The 12,277-nt window shown below is 68.9% G+C and carries 11 protein-coding genes; 3 read left to right on the top strand and 8 right to left on the bottom strand.

Features of this window, described 5'->3' with window-relative positions:
- Positions 1-19: 19 nt before the first annotated feature.
- The 3 genes from ACQP2T_RS06195 to ACQP2T_RS06185 form a co-directional block, all read right to left on the bottom strand.
- Entirely contained in the window at positions 20-583 is a 564-nt protein-coding gene (locus ACQP2T_RS06195; RefSeq protein WP_433515229.1) for a TetR/AcrR family transcriptional regulator, read from the bottom strand.
- A 90-nt stretch (positions 584-673) separates the two neighbouring features.
- Complete coding sequence (locus ACQP2T_RS06190) at positions 674-3,172, bottom strand: polysaccharide lyase family 8 super-sandwich domain-containing protein (RefSeq protein WP_433515228.1); 2,499 nt, start codon at positions 3,170-3,172, stop codon at positions 674-676.
- Between the two features lie 128 nt (positions 3,173-3,300).
- Entirely contained in the window at positions 3,301-4,521 is a 1,221-nt protein-coding gene (locus ACQP2T_RS06185; RefSeq protein WP_433515227.1) for a cytochrome P450 family protein, read from the bottom strand.
- Between the two features lie 406 nt (positions 4,522-4,927).
- Here ACQP2T_RS06185 and ACQP2T_RS06180 point away from each other — a divergent pair, with 406 nt between their 5' ends.
- Positions 4,928-6,031: a glycosyltransferase family 4 protein gene (locus tag ACQP2T_RS06180; protein ID WP_433515226.1), complete on the top strand. Its 1,104-nt coding sequence runs from the start codon at positions 4,928-4,930 to the stop codon at positions 6,029-6,031.
- 65 nt (positions 6,032-6,096) lie between these two features.
- Positions 6,097-6,651: an isochorismatase family protein gene (locus ACQP2T_RS06175; protein WP_433515225.1), complete on the top strand. Its 555-nt coding sequence runs from the start codon at positions 6,097-6,099 to the stop codon at positions 6,649-6,651.
- Positions 6,652-6,680: 29 nt separating this feature from the next.
- Here ACQP2T_RS06175 and ACQP2T_RS06170 read toward each other — a convergent pair whose 3' ends face one another.
- The 5 genes from ACQP2T_RS06170 to ACQP2T_RS06150 form a co-directional block, all read right to left on the bottom strand.
- Positions 6,681-7,211, bottom strand: coding sequence for a phospholipase (locus ACQP2T_RS06170; RefSeq protein WP_433515224.1), 531 nt, complete (start codon positions 7,209-7,211; stop codon positions 6,681-6,683).
- 145 nt (positions 7,212-7,356) lie between these two features.
- Entirely contained in the window at positions 7,357-8,448 is a 1,092-nt protein-coding gene (locus tag ACQP2T_RS06165; protein WP_433515223.1) for a Gfo/Idh/MocA family protein, read from the bottom strand.
- Positions 8,433-9,137: a ThuA domain-containing protein gene (locus ACQP2T_RS06160; protein WP_433515222.1), complete on the bottom strand. Its 705-nt coding sequence runs from the start codon at positions 9,135-9,137 to the stop codon at positions 8,433-8,435. The genes ACQP2T_RS06165 and ACQP2T_RS06160 overlap by 16 nt, the downstream gene beginning before the upstream one ends.
- A 136-nt stretch (positions 9,138-9,273) precedes the next feature.
- Complete coding sequence (locus ACQP2T_RS06155) at positions 9,274-9,738, bottom strand: MarR family winged helix-turn-helix transcriptional regulator (RefSeq protein ID WP_433515221.1); 465 nt, start codon at positions 9,736-9,738, stop codon at positions 9,274-9,276.
- A gap of 51 nt (positions 9,739-9,789) precedes the next feature.
- Positions 9,790-10,674: an N-acyl homoserine lactonase family protein gene (locus ACQP2T_RS06150; RefSeq protein WP_433515220.1), complete on the bottom strand. Its 885-nt coding sequence runs from the start codon at positions 10,672-10,674 to the stop codon at positions 9,790-9,792.
- A gap of 165 nt (positions 10,675-10,839) precedes the next feature.
- On the opposite strand from ACQP2T_RS06150, the gene ACQP2T_RS06145 reads away from it, so the two are divergent.
- Positions 10,840-12,216 carry a serine hydrolase domain-containing protein gene (locus tag ACQP2T_RS06145; RefSeq protein ID WP_433515219.1) on the top strand — a complete coding sequence of 459 codons (1,377 nt, stop codon included), beginning with the start codon at positions 10,840-10,842 and terminating at the stop codon, positions 12,214-12,216.
- Positions 12,217-12,277: the final 61 nt, after the last annotated feature.

The raw sequence follows: 12,277 nt of genomic DNA, 5'->3' as shown, positions 1-12,277 counted from the left end.
TGTTTCGGTAGATGTCGGGTCACGCGGGGCCGAGACGTCGCGCCAGAGCGGCTCCCGCCAGGTCGGATTCCGTGGCGGCGGCGGTGGCTCTGGCGCGCAGCCGCAGCCCGATCAACGCCGAGGTCAGCGCCTCGGCCAGCGCCGGTGCGGGCCGGTCGGCGTGGTCGGGTGAGGTGCCGGTCAGCACGGTGCTCACGGCCTGGTCGAGGGCGTGCAGAGCGGCGCTGACCTCGGTGCGGACTTCCTGGTCGACAGGGGCGCGCTCGGTCGCCGCCATCAGCAGCAGGTCCAGTGCGCCCACGTCGTCGTTGTGCGCGGCCAGCGTGCCGCGCACCGCCTCGTCGATGTCGCGCGCCGCGCCGACCTCGGCGATCAGCGGGTGGACCTGGTGCTTCACGTGCCATCGCAGGGCCGCCAGGTAGAGGCCCCGCTTGCTGCCGAAGGTCTTGTACAGGCTGTTGCGATGCACGCCGAGGTGGGTGACCAGGTCGTCGACGGAGACTCCGTCGTAGGCCCGCTTCGCGAACAGCGCCGCCGCCGCGGCGATCACCTCGGCTTCGTCGAAGCCTCTCGGTCGTCCCATGCCACAAACATACGGTTTAAGGAATGATTGGTCAAGAACAATCGTTCCTTAACTAGTTCATGCAGGTCAGCAGCACTGAAGGGAACAGGCTCAGCGCAGGGTGGCGGTGAAGGAGCGGCCGTGGGCGTGGCGGGTCGACGCCTGGATCAGGGTGCCGCCCGGTACCCGGCGTACCGTCACCCCTTCGTCGGCCGTGTCCAGTCTGAGAGGCGCGCCGGCCAGGACGACCGTGACGCGGTCTCGTTTCATCGTCGGGTCGGACAGGGCGACGACCGTGCGCTTGCCGGACCGGACGATGACCGAGGCGGGGCCGTCGATGAGCAGGCGCTCGGCGTGCCGTGGCTCGTCGGTGAAGACGTTGGCGGCGACGAGGCCGAGGGTCTTGTGCTTGATCGCCTGTACGTGCCGGTCGTTGGCCAGGACGGTCAGCGGGCCGTTGGCGTAGCCGTGCAGGCGGGCCTCGGTCGCGTTCGGGACCAGGGCGTAGGCGAGGGCGGTGACGCCGCCGGTCGCGGGGTGGGTGACCGAGGCGGTGAAGACGTTCTTGGTGATGTTGGTGTCGGGGTTGCTCGTGCGCACGACCCGGCGGCTGCGGGTCACCGTCTCCAGCCCGGCCGCGACGGGCTGCCGGGTGAGGAAGGCGTAGCCGATCGCCGTACGACGGGTGCCGTTGGCGTAGCGGAGCCAGCGCGGCGGCGTGGTGTCGCCCGCCTGCCAGGGCGTGCCGGTCCAGCCCTGGCCGGTGAACGCGACCGCGTCGCCGGGGGCGGCGATGCGGCTGTCCACGGTGGTCACCGCCGCGCGGCCGCCCTGGCCGGAGATGTTCGCGGCCAGCACCACGATCTCGTCGTCGAGCAGGAACCAGGACTTGGTCGCGCGGGCGTTCTGGTAGGCGACGAAGTCGTCGGGCAGGATGCCCGCCTGTTCGGCGGTGTACGCGGCGTCGTCGGACTGGACCATGCCGGCCACGCCGTACGCGCCGAGCGTCGCGCCGCCGGAGAAGGCGTTCTCGGCGCGCGGGAAGTACACGTAGGTGTTCTGGGACTCCGAGGAGGAGGTGAAGTTCAGCGGGTGGCCCGGGTTCTCGTACCAGAGCCGGCCGTACAACTCGGGCACCGTCCGCCGGTCCTCCACCGGCGCGGTGACCCCGGCCAGCCGGTACGGCGAGACGGCCGTGTAGTAGTCGACGCCGAACGCCTCGCGCTGGTCCTCGCCCGCGAGGTAGAGGTAGTGCGCGCCGTCGCCCTGGAACCACGGCATGAGGTTCTCGCCGCTCATGTACTCGTATTTGCTGATCCGGTCAGAGCTGCGGGCCAGGGCGAAGGCGTAGCCGGGGCGCCGGTGGACGGTCCTGTCCATGGCGTTGAACGCCACGCAGCGCTCGGGCGCGTTCAGGTCGGCGGCCGGGATGGCGGCGTCGGCGCGGATGGCCGCGTAACGGGCGATGCTGACCGGGGAGGCGAAGGCGGCCGTGTCGGCGGCCGGCAGGAACTTGACGTACTTCTTCAGCGCGAGCGCGTCGGCCGCGGTGACGTGGTCGGCCAGGTCGGCGATGGCCTCCACGATCACCCCGACGTCGGCGTAGCCGGTGCCGGTGCGCGAGACCGCCCGCCCCTTGACGATCTCCATCAGCCACCCCTCGAAGATCAGCGGGGCGAAGCCGTCGTTGACCCAGCGGTACACCACGCCGGGCAGGTCGGGGACGCCGGCGCTCCCCGCGCCTTCGAGCGTCTTGAGGGTCTGTACGACCCGGGTCAGCAGGCTGCGCCCGTAGGAGCCGGTGTAGGCGACCGAGTCGTGCTGGATGAAGGAGCCGTCGCGGTAGTAGCCGTCGGTGACCCCGTGCTGGAGGTTGTAGGGGTCGACCGTGGCGAAGACGGTGGCCAGGTCGGTGATGGCCTTGCCGACACGGGCGTCGTCGCCGGTGAGCGCGCCCTGCAGAATGCGGTTGGCGGTGATGTCGGCCAGGTTCGCCCCGGTGTGGAAGCGGGAGTCGAGGTCGACGTCGCCGTCCTTGCCGTTGCGCAGGTAGGCGTCCATCGAGGCGATGTAGGTCGCCGTCAGCTCGGGCCGCTCCGCCCGCACCCGGTCGGCCAGCAGGGCCAGCGTCCTGCTCACCTGGATGGAGATCCCGATCTCCCAGTTGAACCAGTTGCCGTAGTAGCCCTTCGACTGGTCGCCGTAGTAGCGCTCGTGCAACCACCGCAGACCGTCGATGACCCGCCGCTGGGCGGCGGCGTCCTCGTTGAGCCCGCCGCCGGGCGTGCGGGTCGCCAGCGCGATCTCGTACAGGTACTGGAAGGCCAGCCGCAGGTTGGCGTCGTCGGTGCCGAGGCTCAGACCGGCGAACAACTCGCCGTCGGCCGCCTTGTCCATGGCCGTAAGCCGCTGCCTGGCGGTGTTGAGGATCGCCGCGAGCTTGGCGGCCACCTCGGGCCGGGCATTGACCTCCGGGGTCCCCGCGAACATCGCCACGGTGTTGGCGAGCAGCCGCGCGTGATCGACTCCTGCGGCGGCGTACGAGGGGGAGGGTACGGCGGCGAGCAGGCCGGCGGCGGGAAGCAGGGAGAGAACCTGGCGACGAGACATGTGCGGCACAGCGGGCTCCAGGCCGTCGGAGGATACGCCGGGCTCACCCTACATGATCTACGTTTGTCGGCCCAGGCCCGTAATGTCCGGTCCGGCAACCGTGGGCTGCCGGGCCGGACACCGGTACGTCAGGGCTGGGCCACACCGAGGTTGGCAGGCAGGAACAGCGGGCCGATCGTGAAGAACGACGGGGAGTAGGGGATGTCGTCGACGTCGATCGCGAGGCTGAGGTCCGGGAACCTCCGGTACAGCGTCTCCAGCGCCACCCGGCTCTCCAGCCGGGCCAGTCCCGCCCCGATGCAGTAGCGCGGGCCGTGGCCGAAGCCGAGGTTCCCGGTCGACTCACGGGTGATGTCGAACTGGTTCGCGCTCGGGCCGTGCTCCGACGGGTCGATGCCGGTGGCCTGGAAGACCACGCCCACCGCGTTGCCCTTGGGGATGGGCACCCCGGCGATGGTCACGTCCTCCGCCGTGAAGCGGAAGCTGGTCATCATCACCGAGTGGCGGTAGCGCACGGTCTCCTCGACCACGTCGGCCCACCGGCCCTCGGCCTTGGCCAAGGCGAGCTGGTCGGGGTTCTGGGCCAGCGCCACGATGGCGTACCCGAGCAGGTGCACGGTGGTCTCGTGGCCGGCGACGAGCATGATCCACAGCACGCCGACCAGTTCGTCGGTGGTGAGCCTGTCATCCTCGTCGTGGGTCTGGACCAGTCCGGTGGTGAGGTCGTCACCCGGTTCGCGCCGCTTGCGCTCCACCAGGGCCTGCAGGAACGCCCAAAGGTCGTTCTGGGTCGCGAACGCCACCTCCGGCGGAGTGGTGTGCGCCAGCAGCGTGGAGGTCCAGTTCCGCAGTCGCAGCCGGTCCTCGGGCGCCACGCCGAACAGCTCGCAGATCACCCACATCGGCAGCGCCTCGGTGAAGGCGGGGACCAGGTCCACACCGTCGCCGGCGGCCGCCACCTCATCGAGTAACTCATCGACCATCTGCTGGATTCGGCCCTCCATGGCCTGCACCCGGGCCGGCGTGAAGGCGCTCATGATCAGCCCGCGCAGCCGCCGGTGGTCGCCGCCGTCCATGGTGGACAGGTGCCCGCCCTGGATGATGGCGCGCAGCGGCCAGTCCTCGGGGATCGATCCGTCGTGCAGGGCGGGCCAGTGCTTGGGGTCTCGCAGGAAGGTCTTGTTGTCCCCGGCGAGGATCTCCCGTACGGCCTTGTGGGTCAGGGCCAGGTAGGCGGGCACGCCTCCTGGGAATTCCACCTCCACCACGGGAGCGATCTCCCGGAACCGGATGCAGGTGTCGAGCGGGTTCTCGTCCACGACAGGGAAGGAGGGGAGGTTCGTTGCCATTTGACCCCTTGGGTGAGGAGATCGTTAAGTGCGCAGTGATCCCATCACATATGCCGGGCGATCTCCAAACAACCGAAGCCAGCAAGCAGTAACGTGAAGGTTACCTTCCGTTCGCCCCATCCATGCACTCCGCATGTGGGCGACTACGAACGGTAGCACTCCCTCGGGGCGGGTTCGCAGGCGGTGCTCGACAAGACGCCCCGCAGCGGCTCATAGCCGCCGGTGAGCAAGCATCTCGTCTCCACTCGATCCATTGAATATTTCACCAGAAAAGGCCAACTGGCGTCATTGATTTCCCGTCAGGCTTCGTATCTAGTGAAGAAGGCGCTCTCGCGGCAGGGGGTTCCCGAATACCCGCCCGCGCAAGAAACTCGGCTATGGAATCGCTTAGTGGGAGGCGATGACCGTGCGCGTGGCATTCATCATGGCCAGGGCCTCATCCGCGCCTATCGGTGCGCTCAAGACGGTCTACTCCTATGCCTCCCGCCTGGGGGAAAGGGGCCATGACATTCTGCTCGTCCACCCGCGGCGGCCCGTACGCCACCCTCTCGGGCCGCCGACCAGGGCGGTCGCGCCGATAATGCCGGCGGACGCCCATCCGCACCCATGGTTCTCCGCCGGGCCGCGGACCCGCAGCGTTTTGGTATCCGACCCGGCCGACTTTCTCCATACGCTTTCCGGGCGTCATGATCCCTTCGACGTCGTACTGGCGACGACCTGGCAGGTCGTACCGCTTGTGGCCACCCTTCCCGCGTATCTGGGCCTTAAGGCATTGTTCTTGCAGGACTACGAAAGCTATTTGCGGCCCGACGGAGCGGCGCGGGAGGCGATGGAAGCGGCCATGCGTACCGGCTGGCCCATCGCCGTGGGCGCGCGGCGGCTGCGGTCCATCGTCGAGAGCGTTTCCGGCGCGCCGTGCGCTCTGGTGGAATGCGCCGTCGACAGCTCGACCTTCTTCCTGCGGACCCCGATCGACTCGGCGGAACGGGTCCTGGTCGGGTTTCCGGCGCGCCGCGAATGGTCGAAACGGACCGGCGACGCGATCACCGCGTTGGAGCTGGCGCGGGAGGCGCGCCCCGGGGTGGTGCGGGCGTGGTGCTTCGGCGCGTACGACGCCGACCGGCTGCCCTTCTGGATCGAGCACCATCCGGGGCCGAGCGACGCCAGGCTGCGCGGCCTGTACAACCGGTCGGCCGTGTTCGCCGTCCCATCGGAGTACGAGGGATTCGGCTTTCCCGGCGCCGAGGCCATGGCCTGTGGGGCCGCGCTGGTCACGACGCGGAACCACGGCATGGAGAGCTACGCGGAGCACGACCGCACGGCGCTGCTCTGCCCGCCGCGAGATCCGGAGGCGCTGGCCGAGGGCATCGTCCGGCTGCTCGACGACGCCGCGCTACGGCACAGGCTGGCCAGGACCGGGGTCAAAGAGGTGGTTCAGCGGACGATGGACGACGCGGTCTCGGAGTTCGAGACCTGGCTCCTGACCATCCGGGAAGCGTCGCCACGCTGAAGGTTTGTCGGTGGCGCGGCCTAGTGTGGCCTGCGTGGCATGTCCGGCCGACAGAGGAGATCGTCGTGACCACACTGTCAGATCGACCCAACACCGCGTTGCTGGTGATCGACGTCCAGATCGGCATCGTGGCCGGCACGCACCAGCGTGACGTGGTCGTCGCCAACATCGGCACGCTCGTCGACCGGGCTCGCGAAGAGGGCGTGCCGATCGTCTGGGTCCAGCACTCCAGCGAGCAGGTGGCGAAGGGGAGCGACGCCTGGCAGTACGTCCCGGAGCTGGTCCGCCGGGAGGCGGAGCCGCTGGTGCACAAGACGTTCGCCGACTCCTTCGAGGACACCGACCTGGAAGAGGTGCTGGCCGGGGCCGGAATCGGGCGCCTGGTCGTGACCGGGGCGCAGACGGACGAATGCATCCGGTCCACGATCCACGGGGGCTTCGTCCGTGGCTACGACGTGACGCTCGTCGGTGACGCGCACACGACGGAGGACCAGAGCCCGTGGGGCGCCCCGCCGCCGGACAAGGTCATCGTGCACACCAACCTCTATTGGCGCTACCACACGGCACCCGGCCGCACCGCCGCGGTGGTGGAGACGAAGGATGTGACGTTCGGCGGCTGAGCCGACGGCATCCTCCGTCTCCACCGGTTTTAAGCGTCGGCGTTCTGGGCGTTCCGTTCGGCGTCCCGCTTGACCTGCTGGATCTGGTCGTCGGTGACGACGAGGCTACCCAGCTGCCGGACCGCCTGGTAATACGTCCAGGCAAGGCCGTCACAGGTGGCCTTGGAGACTCCCGAGTATCCGGCGCACACCTGCTTCATATCGAAATAGAAGGCGCTGTCGATACGGTCCTTGTTGGCCGGGAATTGGCTTACGGCCTTGTAGTTTCGGTAGCCGAAATCGTGTCGCCGGCACGGCATCCGGAAATCGAAACCGAGGGGCTGGTCGGGGCTGCTGGAGCACAGGTCGGTGGACCAGTCGAAGGCGTAGTCGGCCCACGCCGCCTGGTTCTGCCAGGCGGCCCGCCAGGAGGCGGCGCTGGCGGCGGTGGGCTGACTGAATCCGGAGAGCGCGGCGAGTTTCTGCTCCAGAGTCACCGCGTGGGCCGGTAGGGCGAACGCGAGGACGGCGATCAGGGAGGTGACGAGGGCGGCTAGCGTGGCGAGGGACCGTCTGACCATGAGGACCTGCTTCTCTTGCCCGGGGGGTGAATGGTCATGGCAAGCTTCACCTGACGTCCTAACGATGAAGCGAAATCCCGGGCAATGCAGAAGCAGATCTTGCTTAATTTCCGTCAAGAAGTTCGAGCAAAACGGACATTTACCTCTAGTCGGTGGGCTGAGTCAGATTCACCGGCGAAGGGCGTTCGCAGGTGCTCGTGATGGTCACCGCCGCGCCGGAGTGCGCCGAGGCCAGTAGCGACTCCATGACGTCGAGCACGTGGAAGGCCAGCGAGCCACTCGTACGAGGCTCCTCGCCCGCCGGGGTCGCGGCGAAGTCGGCCAGGCCCACCCCGCGCCCGCCCTCGACGTAGCCGGCCGCCACGGGAAGCGTCCGCCATTCGCCCTCACCGACCCCTGAGATCAGGACGGATCCGTCGAAGTAGTTCGGGTCGGGCACGACGAGCGAGCCCGCCTCGCCGTGCACCTCGATGTTGGGCGACTTGGTCGCCGCCCCGTCGAAGCTCATCACCAGCGTGGACAGCGCTCCCGAGGTGTGGACGAGCACTCCGGTGACGTGCGTGTCCACCGTCACCGGGATCTCCTCGCCCTGGCGGGGTCCGGAGCCGATCGTGCGCTTGGCCCGCGTACGGCTGGCCGCGCCGACGACCGACTCCACCGGGCCGAGCAGCGTCACCAGGCTGGTCACGTAGTAGGGCCCCATGTCCAGAAGCGGGCCGCCGCCGGGGACGTAGTAGAAGTCGGGGTTCGGGTGCCAGCGTTCGTGACCGGGCGTCATCATCGTCGCGGTCGCCGCGATGGGCCTGCCGATCAGGCCGTCGTCGATCGCCTTGCGCGCCGTCTGCGTACCCGTGCCCAGCACGGTGTCCGGCGCGCACCCCACGCGCACCTGAGCGGCGCCGGCCGCCCGCAGCATCCCGGCGGCCTGCTCGGCGGTCGCGGCAAGGGGCTTCTCGCAATAGACGTCCTTGCCCGCCGCTATGGCCTGGAGCGCGATCTCGGCATGGGCGGCCGGAATGGTGAGGTTGAGCACGATGTCGATGCGCGAGTCGGCCAGCAGCTCCGCCACGCTCAGCACGTCGACGCCCGCATAAGGCCGCACCGCCTCCCGCGCCCGGTCAAGGTCCAGATCGGCCACCGCGACGAGCCGCAGCTCCGGCAGCCGGTCGATGGTCCGGAAATACTGCGCCGAGATGGCGCCGCATCCGACGACGCCCACGTTCACCGGCTGGCCCACAGCATGCCCCTCTCAATGATGGTGCGTACGTTCTCGTCCTCCAGGACGTCGAGGCTGTGCCCCGGGGTCGCGACGAAGATCCGCCCGCTCCCCCACCGCCGGGTCCAGATGGCCGGCGAGGTGACCTCCCGATGCCAGGGGTCCCACGGACGGACCTGCTGCGTCGTCGTGGCGAGCACGTCGATGTAGTCGTCCGTCAGCACCCAGTACTGCTCGGTCACGAGGCCGAAGTCCGCGATGCCCTCCGTGATGGGGTGATCGGCCGCTTCGGGCAGCATGTTCACGGTGTACGGGACGAAGTTGTCCGCCGCCGTGCCCTGCCGCTCCGCCGGCTCCTTGCCCGGATGGCAGGCGAACTGCCCGCCGATCAGGTGCAGATAATCGGAGGAGTTGCGGTAGGAGTCGGCGATGCCACCGTGCCAGCCCGCCATCCCCGTGCCCGACTCGATGGCGGTCCGCAGGCCATTGAGCTCGGCCTGTTCGATCGTGCCCATCGTGTAGCACTGCACGATGAGATCGATCCCGGCCATGAACGCGGAGTCCGCGTACGGCGCCGGGGAGTCCGACCGGCTCACCTCGAACCCCTGCTTCTCCAGGTAGGGGATGAAAAGCTCGGTGGCCGCGACCGGGGCGTGCCCTTCCCAGCCGCCCCGTACCACCAGCGCCTTCCGACGATGATCACTCGACATGCTTCCACCCATCCGCTCGGCAGTCGACGCCTCCGATCATCGCATTGCCCACCAAAGCGGGCAAAAGGTTAGATGCCGCTCGATTTGCCCGGTGAGCTGGTGATTCGGCGATCTCCACGACGGCGATCCGGTGAGTTCACGATGGCGATCCGGCGATCCGGCGAGCCAGGGCCCGGCCGGCCGGCAGATCGGCGACGAACGCTCGGAGGAAGGCGGTGATCTGATCGAGGTCGCGCCCCTCGGCGGCGGCGTCGATGGATCGGTACAGATCATCCTCGATCGTGGTGATCTGCCGGGCGAGGCGCCTGCCCTCTTCGGTGAGGGACAGCTCGATGTGGCGGCGGTCGTGCGCTGACACCTGACGGTCGATGAGGCCCATCGTGGTAAGCCGGTCGACCAGGCGGCTGGGGCTGTTACCGCTCTCGCAGACCAGCAGTTCGCCGAGCCCGTTGAGCGTGAGGGGCCGGCGATCGGCGAGGATGCGGAGCACCTCGGCCTGGGAGGGCGTGACTCCGAGCGGCTTGAGCGCCTGGCCGAGCAGCCGGTTGCCTTCGCGCTGCGCGGCCAGGATCAGGTAGCGGAGTTCTTCAGCGGGTCGCATGTGAGCCAGCTTGTCGTGTCTTGGCGAGAGCTGCCGCCACGAGCTTGGCGATCATGGGCGTCCGCCGGTCTTGGCCAGGGCTGCCGTCACGGACTCCAGCCGGGCGGCCGCTCCCGGATCGTGGGCCGGCAGGATCACCAGGCCCGGGTTCTTCTCCCGCAGCGTGTTGATCGCCTTGGTGGTGTCGTCCAGTTGCCGCCTTTCTCCTACCCCCGGCACATGGCCCTCGTGCAGCAGATGGGCGTCGTATGTCAGGTCGCCGACCATGAGCAGCGGCGCGTGCCCGGCGCCACGGACCAGCAGCGACAGCGATCCGGGAGTGTGACCGGGGGTGGGCAGCAGCACGAGGCTGCCGTCGCCGAACAGGTCGTGGCCGGTCGTGAAGGGCGCGAGCCCGGGATCCTGGATGTCGCCGAACTCGATGTGCCGCCAGCGCAGCCCGGGGATGTCGATGTGGGAGCGCAGGAGCCCTCGCAGCTCGGGCAGGGCTCCATCGAGCGTCCGCCATTCCGTACCGCTGACCACGATCTCGGCGCCGGTCAGCTCCCGCAGCCCTCCGATGTGGTCCTGGTGCAGGTGGGAGAGCACCACCGTGTGCACGTCCGCGATGTCGTGGCCGGCGGCGGCCAGCTGGGCGGTGAGGGTGTCGCCGGGGCCGATGTCGAACCGGGCCAGCCGGTCGTACATCACTCCCGTGATGCCGCCGGGGAAGTAGCCGGCGTCGGTCACCGAGGCCCGATCCTGGCCCGCGTCGAACAGCACCAGCCCACGCTCATGCTCGATCACATAGACGTTGATCGGCAGCGGAGGCGTCCACCGGCGTGAGGTGAACAGCCACCAGTACATCGGCTTGCGGGTGGCGGCCACGTGCTCCGGGTGGATCGACACCGTTCCGGTGCTGACCACGGATACCTGCTTGATCATCTCGTGTCTCATGGAAATTACATTACACGACATATATGTCGTGTCAACTATCTCAGGACTGCGGGCGCGTATCACGGCGCTGTCAGGCCCGTATCAGCGACGGCGGCCATCGTCCTATCTGCACGCCAGAACGTACGAGATCTCGCCGGGAACGGTCGGGAGAAGAGGAGACACACAATGTCGCAGGAGAAGCTGTCCGAGTTCGTCGCGGCGACGGCCAAGGAGTTCGGCATTCCCGGTGTCGCCGTGGGGGTGCTGGCCGGCGGCCAGGAGTTCGTCGCCTCTCACGGGGTGACGAGCCTTGAGAACCCGCTGCCGGTCGACGACAAGACGCTGTTCCCCCTGGCCTCGGTGACCAAGTCCTTCACCGCGACCGCCCTGATGCGGCTGGTCGCCGAAGGCAAGGTGGAGTTGGACGCACCGGTACGACGTTACGTACCCGAGCTCAAGCTCGCCGACGAGGCCGCCGCCGCGCGGATCACCGTGCTGAACCTGCTCAACCACACCGCCGGGCTCGACTGGAACCTGATCGACACCGATGAGGGCGCCGGTTCCCTGGCCGCGTTCGTGGCGAAGCTGGAGGAGCTGACGTTGATCGCGCCGCCCGGAGCTCGGGCCTCCTACAGCCAGGCCGGCTACAACCTGGCCGGGCGGGTCATCGAGAAGGTCACCGGCCTGCCTTTCGAGAAGGCCGTGGCCGCGCTGGTCCTGGAGCCGGTGGGGCTGTCGAACACCTTCTTCGATCACGACGACGTCATGATCCGGCGGTTCGCCGTCGGCTACAACCGCGGCGAGGACGGCACGATGCGCGCCGCGCGGCCGTGGACGTCGTGGCGGGCCGGCTCGCAGGCCAACTACCCCGGCGGCGGCAGCGTGTCGTCGGTGAGCGACCTGCTGCGCTGGGCCCGGTTCCACCTCGGCACCGGTGATGGTGTGCTGCCCGCCGAGGCGCTGCGCCGCATGCAGGAGCCGACGGTCGAGCTGCGGGCCAGCACGCTCGGCGACGCCTTCGGCATCTGCTGGTTCCTGCGTGAGGTGGACGGAGTCCGTACCTTCGGGCACGGCGGATCGGGCAACGGGCAGTTCGCCGAGCTGATCATCGTGCCCGAACACGACTTCGCCGTCGTCTCCCTGGCCAACGGCGGCCCTGACGGCTACCCCTTCAACCAGGCCGTCGTCCGCTGGGCGCTGGAGAACCACCTCGGCGTGGTCGACCGGGACCCCGAGCCGATCCCGTACGACGGGGCTCGGGCGCGGCAGGTCGTCGGCCGGTACGAGATCGACGCCATGAACCTCGACATCGCCACGGACGGGCTTCAGCTCACCCTTGAGGTCGGGATCAAGCCGGAGATCCGCCAGGCATCGGATGCCGACATGCCCCCGGACTACGCGCCGGCCGCCTTCGGGTTCCTGCCCGGAGACGGTGACGAGTACATCATCACCGAGGGCGGGCTGAAGGGGCAGCGCGGCTACTTCAGCCGCGACGACAGCGGCACGGTCGTGGGCGTCGACCTCGCCGGCCGGCTGTTCGGCCGGGCCACGACCTCATCGTGATCGACCGGACGAGCAGGGGCCGTCCCTGGAGGTGCTGCGAGCGGCGCGCGGCGCGCCGCTC

This window comes from Nonomuraea sp. CA-143628, assembly GCF_050942315.1.
Classification (GTDB): Bacteria; Actinomycetota; Actinomycetes; order Streptosporangiales; family Streptosporangiaceae; genus Nonomuraea.
This window is presented reverse-complemented; position numbering and strand designations above follow the sequence as displayed.